Here is an 18021-nt window from a genome sequence, read left to right as displayed (position 1 = left end):
GCCCGGGCAGGATGGCCCCATGACCCACCGAGCCCTCCCCACCGCCGCCCCCGCGACCCAGGGCGTCGACGCCTCCGGTGTCCACGCCTTCCTCGACGCCGTCGAGACCGACCCGGACATCGAGCCGCACGGACTGATGATCCTGCGGCACGGGAAGGTCGTGGCCTCCGGCTGGTGGGCGCCCTACACCGCCGAGCGGCCGCACCTGCTGTACTCGCTCAGCAAGAGCTTCACCTCGACCGCCGCCGGGCTCGCCGAGGCGGAGGGCCTGATCGACTTCGACGCCCCCGTGCTGTCGTACTTCCCCGAGTTCGAGGCGGACATCACCGACCCGCGCAGCCGGGCCATGCTGGTGCGCCACGTGGCCTCCATGGCCAGCGGGCACGACCACGAGACCGTCGACGAGGCGTTCGGCACCGACCCGGCCGAACCCGTGCGCGGCTTCCTGCTCCAGCCGCCGCAGCGCGACCCCGGCACCCTCTTCACCTACAACCAGCCCTGCACCTACACCCTCGGCGCGATCGTGCAGCGGGTCACCGGGCAGACGATGGCGGACTACCTGCGGCCCCGGCTGTTCGACCCGCTCGGCATCGGCGAGGCGCTGTGGTCGCGGGACCGCGCCGGACGCGACATCGGCTTCGCCGGACTGCACACCACCACCGACGCGATAGCCCGCCTCGGCCTGCTCTACCTGAACGACGGCGTCCGGGAGGGCGAGCGGCTGCTGCCGGAGGGGTGGGTCGCCCGCGCGACGCGCCCGCACATCGACACCGCCGGCGCCATGGGCGGGGACGACCGCCCGGACTGGGACCAGGGCTACGGCTACCAGTTCTGGCGGGGCCGCCACGGCTTCCGCGGCGACGGCGCCTACGGCCAGTACTGCCTGGTGCTGCCCGAGCACGACGCGGTGATCGCCGCGACGACGGCCACCGAGCAGATGCAGCGCTACCTGGAACTGGTGTGGGAACACCTGCTGCCCGCCTTCGGCCCGGCCCCGCTCACCGGGCGGGAGGCCGCCGACGCCGCCCTGCGCGAGCGCCTGGACGGCCTCGCCCTGCCGCCGGCCCCGGGCGCCCCCGCACCGGCCGCGCCGGCCGACGGCTGGTCCGGCGCCGCGTTCACCCCGGACGGCGGGCTCTGCGCCGAGCAGCCGAAGCTGACCGCCGCCGAGCTCACGGCCGACGCCGACGCCGGCTGGACGCTGACCCTCACGGAGGACGGCCACCGGTTCGAGGCGCGCCTGGCCGGTCCTGGCTGGACCGTCACGGAGGGGCCCCAGCCGGCCGCCGTGAGCGGTGGCTGGACCGACCCGGACACCCTCACCGTGGACATCTCCTTCCTGGAGACGCCGCACCGGCTGCGCGTCACCTGCTCCCTCGCCGACCGCACCTTCCGGGCGCACTGGCTCACCCGCCCGCTGGTGCCCTGGCCGCTGCGCGCGCTGCGCGCCCCGCGCGGCTCACGCTGAGCCGGGCCGGAAGGTTCGCAGGACCGTCCGCAGCGCCTCCCGGCTGTCGGCCCGCGTCCAGTCGGCGGCCGGGGTGGTCCAGCGCAGCGAGAAACCCCGGCCGTCGCCCAGCAGGAACCCCCGCCCGAAGGTGCGCACCCGGGTGCCGTCGTCCGCCGCCAGCCACTCCATGTCGGCGGCCTCACGCCCCTGGTAGGTCGTCGGCCGGATGCCGCCGATCCGCCGGTAGGAGCCGGTCCGCAGGAGCCCCGGCTCCACGGTGTCCCGCCAGACGGTGACCGGGTCCGGACCCACCCGCTCGCTGTAGGTGACGGCAAGGGTGCGCGGGTCGTCGTCGGCGCCGAAGGTGACGCGGTAGGACAACCGGCCGGCGCGCGAGGTGTCCTGGCGCTCCCAGCCCGCGGGCAGCGCCACGGAGAAGCCCTCCGGTGCCCGGTAGGTCCGGTAGCCGGCGGGGAGGGCGCCCGTGCCCGACGGGGACGGCGCGGCGGTGCGGGACGGGCCCGGAGAGACGGCACCGGAGGGCGCGGGCGAGGGGGTGCCGGTCGGGGCCGGTGCGGGGGAGGCGGCACCGGTGGTCGCGGTCGCCGGGGCCGTCGGGGCGCCGGCGGCGCGGTCGTCGCCGGGCAGTCCCCGCGCCAGGGCGACCGTGGCGGCCGTCACCGCCACCACGGCCAGGGCGGCGCCGGCGAGCACGGTCCCGCGCCCCCGACCCCGCCCCGCACGGCGCCACGCGGCCCCGAACGCCGCCCGCGCGCACGGCGCGTGGACACCGCCGGGGTCGTCGCGCAGCACCCGGGTGAGCACCTCCCGGACCACCTGCCGGTTCGGCCGCTCCCGGGCCTCCTTGCGGAGCAGTCCCGTGACGACCTGGGTGAGCGGCCCGCAGCGCAGCGGCGGGCGCAGCGGCAGCCGGTCCACCCCCTTCAGCGTGGCCGCGACCCTGCCCCGGTCCCGGAACGGCGGGCGGCCCTCCAGCATCGTGTAGAGGATGGCACCCAGCGCCCACAGGTCCGCGGCGGGACCGAGCCGCTCGTCGCGGGCCTGCTCCGGCGCCGCGTACGACGGTGCCGTGAGCCGGGGGGCCGACGTCGTGCCGGCCAGGCCGTAGCCGCCGACCACCACCGGACCGGACTCGGGCAGGAACAGCTGGCCGGGGCTGAGCTCGCCGTGCGTGACGGCTTGCGCGTGAGCGGCGTCCAGGACGTCCAGCAGGTCCAGCGCGACGCCCGCCGCCCGCACCGGGGCGAACGTGCCCTGCTGGAGCAGCACCTCGTCGAGCGGCGTGCCGTCGATCCAGGCGGTGACGATCCACAGCCCGCCGCCCTCGGCGACCGCGTCGACGACCCCCGCGATCCGGCCCGGGCACAGCCGGGCCACGTTCTCGTTGGCCCGCAGGATCCGCGAGGGTGCCCGGCGGGCGCCTTCCGCGGCGTCCGCCGACAGGTCGACGCGGGTGGCCAGGCACGGCCGGCCGGTCTCCAGGTCGTCGGCGTACCAGCTGACGCGGTTGGTCTCGCGATGCGTGATCTCGACCAGCCGGTAGCGGCCGGCGACCGGCCGATCGGTGGAGGCGTGCGCCCAGCCCATGGTGTTCCCTCGTCGAACCGCTGACTTCCGTCCCCACTGATACGCGGGGAGGGGGCCGGTGCGTTCAACGCCGGGACCGGCACCGGTCCCGGCGTTGAACGCACGCCGGGCTCAGGGCCGGGATCAGCGCCGGGTTCAGCGCAGCGAGAAGTGGTCCGTCCAGGCCATCATGTCGGCCGTGGTGGCGTTGCCGCCGCACACCACGAGCCCCAGGCGGGCCCCCTCGCCGACCCGCTCCAGGACCTGCCGCGCGGCGGGCAGCAGACAGCCCGCGGCCGGCTCCGCCCACACCTTGGCGTGGTCCGCGAGGTCCAGCGAGCCCCGCACGGCGTCCCGGTCCGACACCACCAGCACCTCCGTGACCAGCTCCGCGACATGGTCGTACGTCAGCCGCGACACGGACGGCGCGCTGAGGGTGGAGACGATCGACGTCAGCGCGACCGGCACCGGCCCGCCCGCCTTGAGCGCCTCGGACATCGCCTGCGCCCCCTCGGTCTCCACGCCCCACACCCGCACCCCGGGCCGCCGGGCCCGCAGCGCCGTCGCGACCCCGGCGATCAGACCTCCACCGCCGATGCTGACCAGCACGTCGGTCAGCTCACCGGCGTCCTCGGCGAACTCCAGACCCACGGTGCCCTGACCGGCGACCACCTCCGGGTCGTCGAAGGGGTGGACCAGGGTCAGGCCGTCGCGCCGCAGCTCGGCGGTGAGGGCGAAGGCACCGTCCATGTCGTCCGTCACCCGCACCGAGGCGCCCGCGGCCTGCGCGATCTCCACCGCCCGCACGGGCGCCGAACGCGGCATCACCACGGTCGCCTTCACGTCGAGGGCGGCGGCCGTCACGGCCAGCGCGATGCCGTGGTTGCCGCCGCTCACCGCGACCACACCGGCGGCCCGCTCCGCCTCGCTCAGCGCCAGCAGCTTCGCCGCCGCACCGCGCACCTTGAACGACCCGGTCCGCTGGAGCAGCTCCAGCTTCGCCGTCACCGGCGCACCGAGCAGCGCCGAGAGCCCGGGACTCGGCACGGTCGGGGTCCGCACCACGTGCCCGGTGATCCGCTCGGCCGCGGCCTCGATGTCGGCGATCTCGATCACGACTGTCACCTTTCCGGCGCGGGGGGCGTGATCCGCGCCGTGCCCCAGCCTCACCCGGCGGGCGGCCGAGGTCAACGAGATTCAGCGCTGCTGCGCCTTGTGCGGCGGCGCCTCGCTGGGGCGGACCACGACGTGACCCTGGCCCTGAAGCACCAGCTGGACGGCCTCGCCCGAGCCGCCGCGCAGCATCGAGCCCAGCGACTGCGAGCGGTGCAGCGAGGTGGACAGACCCGCGGTCCAGCCGACGATCGCGTCCGTGTCCACGTACACCGGGCTCTGCGACGTCACCGGGATCACCAGCGGGCTGCCCTCGCAGACCAGGCCCAGTGTGCCGTGCCCGGTGAAAACGCTGTTGAACAGGCCGCCGCCGGTGATGCCCGCCCCCTTCACGGTGGAAATGCGGTAGGAGAGCGTGGCGTCGAAGCACAGGACGTTGCGGCCGTTGACGGTGAACTCGTCACCGGGGTCGACCTCGACGACGAAGCAGTTCTGCGCCTCGTGCGCGAACCAGGCCTCGCCTCGCCCGCGCACCGCCATCAGCGGCAGTCCCTCGCCGGTCACCGCGCGCTTGAGCATCCCGCCCACGCCCTGGCCCTTGCGCTCGAACTGCAGGTCGCCGCGGAAGGCGACCATCGCCCCCTGGCGGGCGATCATCTCGCCGTCGACGGTGTAGCGCAGGCACTTGGCGTTCTCCACCGTCATGCCCGGGGCCGTGGCCGGCCGCACCATGTGCTCACTGGAAAACAGGTCACCCTTCATGAGGGCCATCCTCGCCCGGCCCCCCGCGCCCCGGCCAGAACCGGGGCGCGGCGCGTACGGGACGGCGCCGGATCCGCCCGCGCGCTCAGCCCCCGAAGAGCTGCGTCCAGTACGTGCCCGCCCGGCCGCCGCCCGCGAAGCCGACGCCGAGGTGCGAGAACTCCGGCTTGAGGATGTTCGCCCGGTGCCCCGGGCTGTTCATCCAGCCGCGCACCACCTCGGCGGCCGACCGCTGCCCGCACGCGATGTTCTCGCCGACGGTGCGGCACCGGGACCCCGCCGCCGCGGCCCGGTCCCAGGGCTTGCCGCCGTCCGGAGCCGTGTGCGCGTAGAAGTCCCGCGCCACCATGTCGGCGCTGTGCGCCTGCGCGGCCGTCGTCAGCAGCGGGTCGCGGGACAGCGGGGGCAGCCCGGCCCGCGTCCGCTCCCGGTTGGTGAGCTCGACGACCTCCGCCGCCGTGCGGTCCAGGCCCTCCGGGGTGAGCGGACGGGCCCACAGCGCCGTCCAGTAGGTGTCCCCGGCTCCCTCGCAGGAGGCCACCGCGGCATGGGTGAAGGCCGGGTCGCACACGGTGCGGCGGGCCGCCTCGTGCCGCAGGCAGTGGCCGACGAACCGGTCGACGGACAGCGGCCCGGAGACCAGGTGCTCCCCGACGGTGAGGTACGGGTACCCGGCAAGGACGACGCGCTGGTGCACGGAGACGCCGTCCGGTCCCTCGACCGCGAGGCGCCCGCCCCGCGCCATCGCGCCGGCGTGCTCCCGGGCCGCCGCGGCCAGCCGCCCGTCGTGCGTGACCGGCGGTGAACCCGCGGACCGCCGCGCCGAGTTGACCAGGGCGAGGAAGTCGTCCCCCGCGGACGGCGGGGCGGCGGGACGGGGCGGCGCGACCGGACGCGTCCGCGGGGCGGCGGGCGCCGTACCGGGACTCACCGGCGCCCTGCCGGTGACGACCGGGGCGGTTCGGGTGGAGACGGCGCCCTCGTCGTCCTCCACGTCCACGCCGAAGTCCCGGGCCAGACCGGCCAGTCCGTCGGCGTACCCCTGTCCGAGGGCGCGCAGCTTCCAGCCGTCGCCGCGCCGGTAGATCTCCGCGAGCAGCAGCACCGTCTCCCGGTCGGGACGGGGCGGGCGGAAGCGGGCGAGGGCGCGCCCGCCGGGGCCGCAGACCTCCAGCACGGGCGCCGGCAGGGCGCTGAGCGGGGTGCCGGGCTCCTCGGGGCTCACGGCCACCGTGACCCGGGTGGCGCCGGGACGCAGCGCCGACGGGTCGACGACGAGCGTGTCGCCGCCGAGCCGGGCGCCCGGCGCGGACGGCTGGTTGTAGAACACGAAGTCCCCGTCGCCGCGCACCTTCCGGCCGTCGTCCGTGATCAGCGCGGACACGTCGAACGGCCCGGGCACCCGGACGGTCACCGCACCGCCCGGGAGCTGGATGTTGCCGCCGGGGACCAACTCGCTCATCGCACCGCCCTGGTTGTCGTCGTCCGCGGACCGGTGTGGGGGTGTCCGGACAACGACGGGCGGCGCCCTCGGGTTCCCCACGGGGCGTCCCAGGGGCGGAGGCCGAGCGGGCCCGGCGGTTCAGCGGTGCAGGGCCCGTGTCCAGTCGGCGGGGACCCGGTCCGCGGGGCCGGGGGCCGGCTGGTCGGCCGGGTGGCTGTCGGGCGGCGCGAGCGCCGGGCCCGACTCGTACAGCTCGTTCGTGGCGTAGTTCCAGAACCAGGTCTCGCCCGGTTCGTAACTGCTCACCACCGGATGCCCGGTGGCCTGGAAGTGCGCCGTGGCGTGCTGTCCCGGCGAGCTGTCGCAGCAGCCGACGTGGCCGCACTCCGCGCACCGCCGCAGATGGAACCACCAGCCGCCCGCGGTCTCGCAGTCGGCGCAGCCCGCGCCCGAGGGCGGGACGCTGGGATCGATGGCGTGGTCGGTGGTCATACGGACTCCTCCTGGGTCTCGCCGGAGGCGGGGGCGGTGAGCGGGAGGAGCACCTGGAAGCGGGTGTCGCCCGGCTCGGAGTCGAACCGGATGCTGCCGTGGTGCTTGTTGACCACGATCCGCCAGGAGATGTCCAGGCCCAGCCCGGTGCCCTCGCCCACGGGCTTGGTGGTGAAGAACGGGTCGAAGACCCGGTCGCGGATCTCCGGCGGGATGCCGGGGCCGGTGTCGCCGAACTCCACCAGCAGCCGGTCGTTCTCCCGCGCGGTGCGCACGGTCAGCGTGCCCGTGCCGCCGTCCCCGTCCGCGTGGTCCATCGCCGCGACCGCGTTGTCGATGAGGTTGGTCCACACCTGGTTGAGTTCCGCGGGGTAGGCCGGGACCCGGGGCAGGGTCCGGTCGTAGTCCTTGACCACACGGATGCCCTTCCCCGTCTTCCCCGACAGCATCAGCAGCGTGCTGTCGAGGAGTTCATGCACGTCGGCGACCTGGAAGGGGGCGCGGTCGAGCTGCGAGTACTGCTTGGCGGCATCCACGAGGTGCGAGATGCGGCCCGCGGAGTCCTGGATCTCGTCCATCAGCAGCTCGGTCTCGACGGTGTAGCTCAGCCAGCCCACCGCACTGGGCAGCAGCGCCTCGTCCACGGCCGCGGCCACCTGCTCCAGCCAGTCCACGTCCAGTCCGGCCTGCACGAACGTCGGGGCGATCCGCCAGCCGTCGGCGATGCCGTGGTCGTCCAGCCAGTCGGAGAGCGTGTCCTCCCGGTCGGCCGCCTCCAGCGGGCTGAGCACCGGTGCCTTGGCGACCCGCTCGGCGGTGCGCTCCTGGATCTCGATCAGGCCCGCCAGCGTCTGCCGGTCGAAGGTGCCCTCGGAGATGATCCGCAGCTTGCGGCGCATCTTGGCCACCCGTTCGCGCAGCGAGGCCGTGGCCCGCACGGCCGCCGCGGCCGGGTTGTTGAGCTCGTGGGTCAGCCCGGCGGACAGCGATCCGAGGGCCAGCAGCCGCTCCCGCTGGCCGACGGCCTGCTGGGTGCTCTTGACTCCGAAGAACAGCCCCTCCAGCAGGTGCACCGCCATCGGAAACCACTCCTGCATGATCTCCGCGAACGTGTCCGCGGGCAGCACGAAGAACCGCGTCGGCTCCGTCACGCGCAGGGAGTTGTTGTAGACCTGCGGCACCCGGTCCCCGAGGTAGGCCTGCATGGCCCCCGCGTACACCCCGCGCTGGGAGGTGCGGGTGACCTCCACCTCGTCGCCGCCGACCCGCCGGGACAGCACGACGGTGCCCTCCACCAGCACGTAGAAGCAGGTGGCGGGGTCGCCCTCGGTGTAGACCGCGCCGGGTTCGTACCCCTCCACCCGGCCCGCGTCGCACAGCCGCCCCAGCTGCTCGGGGGTCAGCTTCTCGAACAGGAAGAGGGAGCCGATCTCGTCCGGCAGGCACGGCATCGACCGCGCGGTCACGACTGCTCCAGGTACCGGTGGACGAGCATCACGGCCATGGCTCCCTCTCCTACGGCGGAGGCGACGCGCTTGGCGGACTCCGCGCGCGCGTCGCCCGCGACGAACACGCCCGGGACGTTGGTCTCCAGGTGGTACGGGGGCCGGTCCAGCTCCCAGCCGGCGGGCGGGCGTCCGTCGGCGGTGAGGTCGGGCCCGGCCAGGATGAACCCCCGCTCGTCGCGCAGCACGGTGCCGTCCAGCCAGCCGGTCAGCGGGGCGGCGCCGATGAACACGAACAGCCACTGCGCGTCGACGGCCTCGGTGCGCCCGCTCGCGGTGTCCCGCAGCGTCAGCCGCTCCAGGTGCCCGTCGCCGTGCGCCTCCTCCACGACCGTGCCGCACCGCACCGAGATGTTCGGCGCCCGGCCGATCTGCTGGATCAGGTAGTACGACATCGACGCAGACAGGTCCGGCCCGCGCACCAGCAGCGTCACCGACTTGGCGAACCGGGACAGGTACATGGCCGCCTGCCCGGCCGAGTTGGCGCCGCCCACGATGTACACGTCGTGGCCCTGGCAGGCGGACGCCTCGGTCAGCGCGGAGCCGTAGTACACGCCGCAGCCGCCCAGCTCCTCGCAGCCCGGCGCCGCCAGCTGCCGGTACGACACCCCGGTCGCCAGGATCACGCTGTGCGCGGCCACCGCCGACCCGTCGGAGAACCGTACGACCCGGGCGCCGCCGCCCACCTCGAGCCCCGTCACCTCCCGCGCGGTGAGGATCTCCGCGCCGAACCGGGTGGCCTGCCGCCGCGCCCGGTCGGTGAGCTGTGCCCCCGACACCCCGTCGGGGAAGCCGAGGTAGTTCTCGATACGGGAGCTCTGCCCGGCCTGCCCGCCGGTCGCCGACCGCTCCACCAGCACCGTCCGCAGCCCCTCCGAGGCCCCGTACACGGCCGCGCCGAGGCCCGCCGGGCCGCCGCCGATCACCACCAGGTCGTAGAAGTCGGCCGTCGGGGTCGTCGCCAGGCCGACGTGGGCGGCGAGGTCCGCGGGGTCCGGCTCCACCAGCGGCGCCCCGTCCGGGGTGATCACCACCGGCAGCCGCATCCCGTCCTCGTCCGCGGCGGCCAGCAGCCGCCGGCCCTCCGGCTCGTCGGAGGAGTACCAGCGGTAGGGCACCTGGTTGCGGGCCAGGAACTCGCGCACGTCGGAGGAGCGCGCCGACCAGCGGTGACCGATCACCTTGGTGCTGGGCACCGGCCGGTGGTCGCTGGACCGCCAGGCCTCCAGCAGGTCGTCCACGACCGGGTAGAGCTTCTCCTCCGGCGGGTCCCACGGCTTCAGCAGGTAGTGGTCCAGGTCGACGACGTTGATCGCGTCGATCGCCGCGCCGGTGTCCGCGTACGCGGTCAGCAAAACCCGGCGCGCCCCCGGATGCACGTCCATGGCGCGCTCCAGGAACTCGATGCCGTTCATCCGCGGCATCCGGTAGTCGGCGAGGATCACGGCGACCAGGTCGCCGCGCAGCTTCAGTTCACGCAGCGCCTCCAGCGCGGACTCCCCGGACTCGGCGCGCACGATCCGGTACGACGCCCCGTAGCGCCGCCTGAGGTCCCGGGCCACGGCACGGGAGACGCCCGGGTCGTCGTCCACGGTCATGATGACGCTCCGGGCGGCATCGGCGGGCTGTGCCATGCGTACCCCACATCGTGGTCGGATCCCCGGGACGGCGGACCGAGAGCCCCTCGCGGCCACCGGACCGGCCCGTGCCCATCGTATGTTCGGACGCCGCGATGCGCGCGGGCGTACGCGAACCCGCCCCGGCGGGGCCGCGGACCGGTGACCGCGGTGCGGGGGAGGGGAGATCCGTAGGGAAGACTGGGCCGCGAGAACACGACACCAGGAGGAACGGCATGACGCGCCCGATCACGGCAGGGATCGACGGCACCGAGGAGAGCCTCGCCGCGCTGGCCTGGGCGGCCAGGGAGGCGACCCGCCGGGGACTGCCGCTCAGGGTGGTCCATGCCTGGCGGTTCCAGGCGCACGACACGGTCGACACCGGTGACAGGGCCGCCCAGGAACGGTGGGTGCGCGAGGCGACCGAGGAGGCGGCCCGGGCCGTCCGCGAACGGCACGGCGACCTGACCGTCACCACCGACGTCCTCGAGGGCGACGCGGTCGAGACTCTTGCCGCCGCGGCCGCGGACGCCGAGATGCTGGTGCTCGGTTCCCGCGGGCACGGGCGGATCATGGGGTTCCTGGTGGGCTCGGTCGGCCAGCAGGTGATCGTCGACGCCGCGCGCCCGGTGGTGTTCGTCCGGGCCGGCGACAAGGCGTCCGACGAGGTGGCCGGGCACGAGATCGTGGTCGGGCAGGAGGGCGACCCGGAGGACGGCGCCGCCGCGCTCGGCTTCGCCTTCGAGACCGCGGCCCGGCGCGGCGCCACCGTGCGTGCGGTACGGGCCTGGACCCTGCCGCCGGTGTTCGCCTACAGCCCCGGTTCGCTGCAGCTCGCCGACGAGGCCGGCGGTCTCGAGCCGTTCGAACGGAAGAACCTGGCGGCCGCGCTCGCGCCGTGGCGGGAGCGCTACCCGGACGTGCACGTCGTGGAGCACGTCGAGATGGGCAGCGCCGGCCAGGTCCTGCTGTCGGTGTCGGGCACGGCCCAGCTGATGGTCGTCGGCCGCCGGGCCCGCCGCTCCGCCGTGGGCGCCCGGATCGGCTCCGTGGCGGGAGGCGTGCTGCACCACGCGGACTGCCCCGTGGCGGTCGTGCCGCCCGCCTGATTCCCGCCGTGCGTCCCGGTCAGTCGTCCGTCGGCCGCAGGGTGTCGCGGGCCTTCGGCAGGATGGTGCGGATGTAGTCCTCGACGGCGGTGCCGAGACCGATGTCGTGCTGGGCCCGCTCGGACAGGTACCAGCGGTGCTCCAGCAGCTCGTGGTAGATCTCCGCGGCGTCCACCGAGCCCCGCAGCTCCGGCGGCACGGACCGCACGGTGGGCCGGAACACCTCGCGCACCCAGCGGTGCGCGAGGACCTCCGGACGGGCGCCGAGGGGATCGCCCGGGGCGTAGTCGTCCTGGGTGGCCATCCAGCTCTCCAGGTCGTTGAGCAGCCGGCGGGCCTGGTTCTCCTCGGTGTCCAGCCCGGTCAGCCGCAGCAGCTGGCGCTGATGGTGCCCGGCGTCCACGACCTTGGGCACGAACGTCACCGAGTCGCCGTTGGAGGCGTGCTCGATCTGCATCTCGGCCACGTCGAACCCGAGGTCGTTCAGCCGGCGGATGCGGCGCTCGATGTAGTGGTGCTTGCCGGCCGGGTAGACCGAGGTGCGCGTCAGCTCCTGCCACAGGCCCTGGTAGCGGGCGCAGATCTCGGTGCCGAACTCGATCGGGTCGACGGAAGGGTGCAGCGCGCCGGATGCCTCCAGGTCCAGCAGCTCGCCGCTGATGTTGACCCGCGCCAGGTCGAGGTCGTACTCCCGCTGCCCCGCGGTGAGTTCGGGGTGCAGGTCGCCGGTCTCCGCGTCCACCAGGTAGGCGGCGTAGGCGCCCGCGTCGCGCCGGAACAGCGTGTTGGACAGCGAGCAGTCGCCCCAGGCGAACCCGGCCAGGTGCAGCCGCACCAGCAGCACGGCGAGCGCGTCCATCAGCCGGTGCATGGTGGCCGGGCGCAGCGTCGTCTCGAACATCGACCGGTACGGCATCGAGCCGCCGAGGTGCCGGGTGATCAGCACGCACTCCAGCGGCTCCCCGCCCGGGTCGGTGCGGCCGGTGACCACGGCCAGCGGATCCACCGCCGGGATGCCGATCCGGTCCAGGTCGCGCAGCAGTTCGTACTCGCGCAGCGCCGGGCGCTGGGCCAGTTCCTTCACCGCGACCACCTCGTCGCCGGCGCGCGCGTAGCGCACGACGTGTCGGGAGATGCCGCGCGGCAGCGGCACCAGGTACTCCTCCGGCCACTCCTCCAGCGGCAGGTGCCACGGCAGTTCCAACAGGAGCGCGGGGTGCTCCGGGTTGGTGGCGTTGATCTGCAGTGCCATGGCGGCGGTGTCCTCGTCTCGCGGGTGATCGTCACCTCAGCCTATTGCGCGCGCTCCCGGGCGAGGAGGGCGGCGTTCCGCACCGGCCCCCGGTGCGACGGGCCGTGTCCGGGCAGCAGCAGATCGCCGTCCAGGCCGGCCAGGACGTCCAGCGACCGTACGGCGGCGGCGCGCTCGCGGTGGAACATGTCCGTCAGCATCTGCGGCCCCTCGCTGCGCGAGGTGGGATGGCCGCTGACCAGGGCGTCGCCGGACACCACCACCCCGGAGTGCGGGAGGTGGAACGCGCAGTGCCCCGCGGTGTGCCCGGGGGTGTGCACGGGCACCGGCCGGCCCGGCAGGTCGAGCGGCCCCGTGCCGCCTCCCGGGAACGGCGAAGGCGCGGTGACCGCCACGTGTGCCGTGCCGCCGGCGCGCAGGGCGTGCGCGGCCCACGGCAGCACACCGGGCCGCCAGCCGTTGCGCAGCACCCGTGCCACGCTCACCTGGTGCAGGAAGTCACGCCGGGCGTGCGGGACTTCGGCCTCATGGGCGTGGACGGGGGTGCCGTACGTGGCGGCGAGGAACTCGGCGGACCCCAGGTGGTCGTTGTGCGCGTGGGTGATCAGCACCGCCGTCACCGCCTCCGGCGAGGCGCCCACCTCGGCGAGTGAGCCGAGCAGCCCCGCCCGGTCGCCCGGGTAGCCGGTGTCGATCAAGGTGACGGCGTCCCCCTCGGTGAGGATCACCCAGTTCGTGCTCGTGCCGTGCACCAGAAAGGTGCCGTGGGCCACCTGCCGCACCGTTGCCTTCATGACCGCCTCGCGCGTTCGCCCGCATACCGGTTGGACGAGCACAGGAAAGCAGATCAGCGGGCGGGTGCGGGCGGTGGTCCCGGCTCCGGGCGTGCCTGCGCCGCGTCGGGCGCCGGGCGCATCCCGAACAGCCACCGGGTCGCCGCCCACCGGCGCACCCCGTACTCGTACAGCACCCCGATCGTGGCCGACGAGGCCGTGACGATCACCGCGTACTTCAGCCCCGCGGACGCGGACCAGCCGACCACGCCGTAGGCGAAGGCGACCACGACCGGCTGGTGCAGCACGTACAAGGGCAGGGCGGCGACGGCCAGATACGGCAGCACCCCGGACGCCCGTCCGCGCCGGGCGCGGTGCGGCCCGCGGGCCGGCCGGTCCAGCAGACCGAGGATCGCCAGCACCCAGCACCACCCCGCCGCGCCGAACAGCGCCCGGGTCACCAGGGCGGACGGCGTCCACGCCGTGAACGGGTCGTCACCCGCGACGAAGCCGGGCGCGGTCCCGGCGAACAGCACCACCCCCAGCGCCCCCACCCGTACGGCTGCCCGGCGCGTCGGCGCGCGGACCCGCTCGTCGTCCGCGAGGGCGAAGCCGTGGACGAAGAACAGCAGGTACGCCCAGCGGTTCCAGCCCGCGTAGTCCTCCTCCATGCCGAGCAGGGCGTCGATCGCGGCGAGCGGCAGCGCGGGCAGCAGGAGCAGGGCGGGCCGGCGCCGCACCGCGTCGGCCGCTCGGTCCGCCCCCCGGGCCAGTGGGGCCGCGAGGGGCGCCAGCAGCAGGCAGAAGGTGAGCAGCAGGACCACGAACCACAGGTGCCCGGTCTCGAAGTGGTCGCCCCGCAGCACGAACGGGAAGTCCGCCGCGTCGGGCCGCACGGTCAGGAACCGTCCCCAGAACCGTACGTACGACTCGTCGTGACCGGGGTCGGCGGCGCGCAGCCGCAGCCACTGGGGGAGGGGGCACAGCACGACGGTGCCGAACACCAGCGGGACGCCCAGGCGCAGCAGGCGTTCCCGGACGAAGCGGGCCGGGCCCCGGCGGCGGACCGAGTACCGGGCGCCCAGGCCGGCGACCAGGAACAGCATGGGCATCGCCCACACCACGCCGAACCCGGCGAGGACGGTGACGGCGCCGGTCGTCGTCGCGTTCTTGACGTAGAAGTCGTCGTCCGGGGAGAACACCAGGGCGCTGTGGAAGAGGACCAGCCCGAGGACGACGAGGGCGCGCAGGACGTCCAGTTCGCCGCGCCGGGCGGACCCCGCGCCCCGCTCCGCGTCCGCGCCCATCGGTCCTCCCCGCCACGGGTCGGCACCAGTGTGGGGCAGGGCCGGCGGGGGAGGACAGGCTTCCGCCCGGCCCGTTCCGCACGATGGCGAGCGCGGGGTCAGTTCACCCCGCGCGGGCGGAACTGGATGCTGATGCGCGGGCCCGCGGCCTTCGTGCTCTTCGGCACGCAGTGTTCCCAGGTCCGTTGGCAGGACCCGCCCATCACGACGAGGTCGCCGTGCCCGAGCGGACGGCGCACCGTCTCGCCACCGCCGACGGGCCGCAGCAGCAGGTCGCGGGGCGCGCCCACGGACAGGATGGCGACCATGGTGTCCTCACGGGCGCCCCGGCCGATCCGGTCGCCGTGCCAGGCGACGCTGTCCCGGCCGTCGCGGTAGTAGCACAGGCCGGCGGTGGCGAACGGCTCGCCCAGCTCCTCGGCGTAGTGGGCGCTCAGTGCGGCGCGGGCCTCGGCGAGCACCGGGTGCGGGAGCGGGGCGCCGACGCCGTAGTACGCAAGGAGCCGGGGCACGGAGACGACCTGGTCGTACATCTGGCGCCGCTCCGCCCGCCAGGGGGCCTCGGCGGCCAGGTGGTCGAAGAGCGCGTCGGACCCGTGCAGCCAGCCCGGGAGCAGGTCGATCCAGGCGCCGCTGCCGAGCTCGGTACGGCGCACTCCGTCGAGCGGGCCGAGCCGCAGCTCGTCGTCCTGGTCGAAGAGGGAGCCCTGGAGCGCCGGAAGGTGGTGCGTGCTCATGGGGCCAGCGTACTCCTTAATCGAAAATACGTTCTAGATCGACCGGTGGTCGTCGTCCCGGTGCGGCTCGCACCCCGTGATTCCCGGCTCCGGGGGCTGTTCGATACACCGGTGTATCGGATACGTTCCCGTATCGGACGGGAGGGGATCGCATGGCGGAGGGCGGGACGGGGCGTGTCACCGGACGCCGGCTGCGCACCCGCGCCAGGCTGCTGGACGCCGCCTTCACGGTCTTCGCCGCCAAGGGCTTCGGACACGTCTCCATCGAGGAGATCTGCGAGGCCGCCGGCTACACCCGGGGCGCCTTCTACTCCAACTTCGCCGGTCTCGACGAGCTGTTCTTCGCCCTCTACGCGGAGCGCGCCGACGTGATCGCCGAGCAGGTCACCGACGCCCTCGCCCTGGACGGGCCGGACCTCGACGTGGCCGCGGCCGTCGACCGGGTCTCCGAGGTCCTGCTGCTGGACCGCGACTGGCTGCTGGTCAAGACCGACTTCCTGGTGCACGCCGCCCGCGACCCCCGCGTGGCGGACACCCTGCTGGACCACCGGGCGCGCCTGCGGCGGGCCGTCGCCGACCGGCTGGAGCGGGCCCGGGGCCACACCGCGCTGCCCGCCGTGCTCGGCGACAGCGAGGGCGCCGCTCACGCGGTGGTCGCCGCGTACGACGGCGTCACCGCCCAACTGCTGCTGGACCGGGACGTCGAGCGCGCCCGGGTCTGGCTGAGACAACTGCTCACCGCGCTGCTCACCGGATGAAGTCTCCGGACGGCAGCTCCGGACGGACAAGGAAGGGACGGTCGCCATGGACGCCGACGTCATCGTCGTCGGAGCGGGGCTCGCGGGCCTCGTCGCGGCCCACGAACTGACCAGCAAGGGCCGCAGGGTCGCCCTGGTCGACCAGGAGAACGCCGCCAATCTCGGCGGCCAGGCCTACTGGTCGTTCGGCGGGCTGTTCCTGGTCGGGTCACCGGAGCAGCGCCGCCTCGGCGTCAAGGACTCCGTCGACCTGGCCTGGAACGACTGGCAGGGCAGCGCCGCCTTCGACCGGCTCGACGACGAGGACTCCTGGGCGCGGCGCTGGGCGCGCGCCTACGTCGAGTGGGCGGCCGGGGAGAAGCGGTCCTGGCTGGACGGCCACGGCATCACCTTCCTGCCCACCGTCGGCTGGGCCGAGCGCGGCGACCTGCGCGCCGGCGGCCACGGCAACTCCGTGCCCCGCTTCCACATCGCCTGGGGCACCGGCACCGGCGTCGTCGCCCCGTTCGTGCGGTACGCCCGCGAGGCCGCGCGTGACGGACTGCTCACTTTCCACCACCGCCACCGGGTCGACGAACTGGTCGTCGAGGACGGCGCCGCGCGCGGAGTGCGCGGCGCGGTGCTGGCCGAGGACGACGCGCCGCGCGGGGTCGCCTCCAGCCGCGAGGTGATCGGCGCGTTCGAACTCACCGCCCAGGCCGTGATCGTCACCAGCGGCGGCATCGGCGCCGACCACGACATCGTCCGGAGGTACTGGCCCGAGCGGCTGGGCACCCCGCCGCGCGAGATGGTCACCGGCGTCCCCGCCTACGTCGACGGGCGGATGCTCGACATCAGCGCCCGCGCGGGCGTGCGCCTGGTCAACCGGGACCGCATGTGGCACTACACCGAGGGCATCCAGAACTGGGACCCGGTCTGGCCGGGCCACGGCATCCGCATCCTGCCCGGACCGTCCTCGATGTGGTTCGACGCGCTCGGCCGCCGGCTGCCCGAGCCGTGCCTGCCCGGCTACGACACCCTGGGCACGCTCAAGCACCTGCGCACCACCGAGGACATCGCGCCGTACGACCACTCCTGGTTCGTCCTCACCCAGAAGATCGTCGAGAAGGAGTTCGCCCTCTCCGGCTCCGAGCAGAACCCCGACATCACCGCCAAGGACCGGGCAGGCTTCCTGCGGGAACGCGTCCTCGGCAAGGGCGCCCCCGGACCGGTGGACGCCTTCCTGCGCAACGGCGCGGACTTCGTCACCGCATCGACCGTCGAGGAACTCGTCGAGAAGATGAACGGCCTCACCGGCGAACCGCTGCTCGACGCGGCCCTGCTGCGGCGCCAGATCGAGGCCCGCGACCTGCAGATCGCCAACTCCTACAGCAAGGACGCCCAGGTCCAGGGCATCCGCAACGCCCGCCGCTACATCGGCGACCGCCTCGGCCGGGTCGCCACCCCGCACCGCATCCTCGACCCGGCGGCCGGCCCGCTGATCGGCGTGAAACTGCACATCCTCACCCGCAAGACCCTCGGCGGCATCCAGACCGACCTGGACTCCCGCGCGCTGGGCGCGGACGGCAACCCGGTCGAGGGGCTCTACGCGGCCGGTGAGGTGGCGGGCTTCGGCGGCGGAGGCGTCCACGGCTACAACGCCCTGGAGGGCACCTTCCTCGGCGGCTGCCTCTTCTCGGGCCGCGCCGCGGGACGCGCGGCGGCCGCGCAGACGGCGTAGCGGAGGAAGCGGGCCGGCCGGGGGCCGGCCCGTCAGTCCGACAACAGCCGCGCCAGCACCTCGGCGTGGCTGAGCTCCGGCTGCTTCGACGCGGTCAGCAGGGTCACCGGGCCCTTCCCTGACAGCTCACGCACCCGCCGCACCGCCCCGGCCGCCTCCGGGGCGGCCAGCTCCGCCTCGTAACGCTCGCGGAACTCCTCGAAGGAGCCCTCACCCGCGTGGTACCAGCGGCGCAGCTCCGTGGAGGGTGTCAGCGCCTTCGGCCACTCGTCCACCCGCGCCGCGTCCTTGGCCAAGCCGCGCGGCCACAGCCGGTCGACCAGGACCCGTAGCCCGTCGCCGGGCTCGGCCGGTTCGTACACACGGCGCACGCGCATGCTCATCACGGCCCCTTCC

16 protein-coding genes are annotated in these 18021 nt (G+C 74.6%); 4 read left to right on the top strand and 12 right to left on the bottom strand.

Annotation, left to right across the window (positions count from 1 at the left end; genetic code table 11):
• Window positions 1–19: 19 nt before the first annotated feature.
• A complete protein-coding gene (locus B100_RS0118640) occupies window positions 20–1468 on the top strand; it encodes a serine hydrolase domain-containing protein (protein WP_024885948.1) in 1449 nt (482 codons plus the stop codon).
• On the opposite strand, the gene B100_RS0118635 is transcribed toward B100_RS0118640, so the two are convergent.
• From B100_RS0118635 to B100_RS0118605, 7 genes are all read right to left on the bottom strand, one after another.
• Window positions 1460–3058: a serine/threonine protein kinase gene (locus B100_RS0118635; protein ID WP_024885947.1), complete on the bottom strand. Its 1599-nt coding sequence runs from the start codon at window positions 3056–3058 to the stop codon at window positions 1460–1462. The two genes, B100_RS0118640 and B100_RS0118635, sit on opposite strands and share 9 nt — an antisense overlap.
• A gap of 135 nt (window positions 3059–3193) precedes the next feature.
• A complete protein-coding gene (locus B100_RS0118630) occupies window positions 3194–4153 on the bottom strand; it encodes a threonine/serine dehydratase family protein (protein WP_024885946.1) in 960 nt (319 codons plus the stop codon).
• A gap of 81 nt (window positions 4154–4234) precedes the next feature.
• On the bottom strand, window positions 4235–4912 hold the full coding sequence (locus B100_RS0118625; protein WP_024885945.1) for an AIM24 family protein: 678 nt from the start codon (window positions 4910–4912) through the stop codon (window positions 4235–4237).
• 85 nt (window positions 4913–4997) lie between these two features.
• Window positions 4998–6374 (bottom strand): CAP domain-containing protein, encoded by a 1377-nt coding sequence (locus B100_RS0118620; protein ID WP_024885944.1) that lies wholly within the window; start codon window positions 6372–6374, stop codon window positions 4998–5000.
• Between the two features lie 120 nt (window positions 6375–6494).
• A complete protein-coding gene (locus B100_RS0118615) occupies window positions 6495–6848 on the bottom strand; it encodes a UBP-type zinc finger domain-containing protein (protein WP_024885943.1) in 354 nt (117 codons plus the stop codon).
• Entirely contained in the window at window positions 6845–8299 is a 1455-nt protein-coding gene (locus tag B100_RS0118610) for an ATP-binding protein (protein WP_486585661.1), read from the bottom strand. The genes B100_RS0118615 and B100_RS0118610 overlap by 4 nt, the downstream gene beginning before the upstream one ends.
• An 11-nt stretch (window positions 8300–8310) precedes the next feature.
• A complete protein-coding gene (locus tag B100_RS0118605; RefSeq protein WP_024885941.1) occupies window positions 8311–9987 on the bottom strand; it encodes an FAD-dependent oxidoreductase in 1677 nt (558 codons plus the stop codon).
• Window positions 9988–10205: 218 nt separating this feature from the next.
• On the opposite strand from B100_RS0118605, the gene B100_RS0118600 reads away from it, so the two are divergent.
• Window positions 10206–11078: a universal stress protein gene (locus B100_RS0118600; protein WP_024885940.1), complete on the top strand. Its 873-nt coding sequence runs from the start codon at window positions 10206–10208 to the stop codon at window positions 11076–11078.
• Window positions 11079–11097: 19 nt separating this feature from the next.
• Here the strand turns inward: B100_RS0118600 and B100_RS0118595 are convergent, their stop codons facing one another.
• The 4 genes from B100_RS0118595 to B100_RS0118580 form a co-directional block, all read right to left on the bottom strand.
• Entirely contained in the window at window positions 11098–12330 is a 1233-nt protein-coding gene (locus B100_RS0118595; RefSeq protein ID WP_024885939.1) for a DUF4032 domain-containing protein, read from the bottom strand.
• 41 nt (window positions 12331–12371) lie between these two features.
• On the bottom strand, window positions 12372–13124 hold the full coding sequence (locus B100_RS0118590; RefSeq protein ID WP_024885938.1) for an MBL fold metallo-hydrolase: 753 nt from the start codon (window positions 13122–13124) through the stop codon (window positions 12372–12374).
• A gap of 53 nt (window positions 13125–13177) precedes the next feature.
• Window positions 13178–14410 (bottom strand): acyltransferase family protein, encoded by a 1233-nt coding sequence (locus tag B100_RS0118585; RefSeq protein WP_024885937.1) that lies wholly within the window; start codon window positions 14408–14410, stop codon window positions 13178–13180.
• A 98-nt stretch (window positions 14411–14508) separates the two neighbouring features.
• Window positions 14509–15147 carry an alpha-ketoglutarate-dependent dioxygenase AlkB gene (locus B100_RS0118580; RefSeq protein ID WP_024885936.1) on the bottom strand — a complete coding sequence of 213 codons (639 nt, stop codon included), beginning with the start codon at window positions 15145–15147 and terminating at the stop codon, window positions 14509–14511.
• A 152-nt stretch (window positions 15148–15299) separates the two neighbouring features.
• Between B100_RS0118580 and B100_RS0118575 the strand changes: the two genes are divergently transcribed.
• Window positions 15300–15905 carry a TetR/AcrR family transcriptional regulator gene (locus tag B100_RS0118575; RefSeq protein WP_024885935.1) on the top strand — a complete coding sequence of 202 codons (606 nt, stop codon included), beginning with the start codon at window positions 15300–15302 and terminating at the stop codon, window positions 15903–15905.
• Between the two features lie 46 nt (window positions 15906–15951).
• On the top strand, window positions 15952–17625 hold the full coding sequence (locus B100_RS0118570) for an FAD-binding dehydrogenase (RefSeq protein ID WP_024885934.1): 1674 nt from the start codon (window positions 15952–15954) through the stop codon (window positions 17623–17625).
• A gap of 32 nt (window positions 17626–17657) precedes the next feature.
• On the opposite strand, the gene B100_RS0118565 is transcribed toward B100_RS0118570, so the two are convergent.
• A complete protein-coding gene (locus B100_RS0118565; protein ID WP_024885933.1) occupies window positions 17658–18008 on the bottom strand; it encodes a DUF488 family protein, N3 subclade in 351 nt (116 codons plus the stop codon).
• Window positions 18009–18021: the final 13 nt, after the last annotated feature.

It is taken from the genome of Streptomyces sp. CNH189 (genome assembly GCF_000527195.1).
The sequence above is the reverse complement of the archived record's forward strand: the minus strand, read 5'-3'. Positions and strand labels throughout refer to the sequence as shown.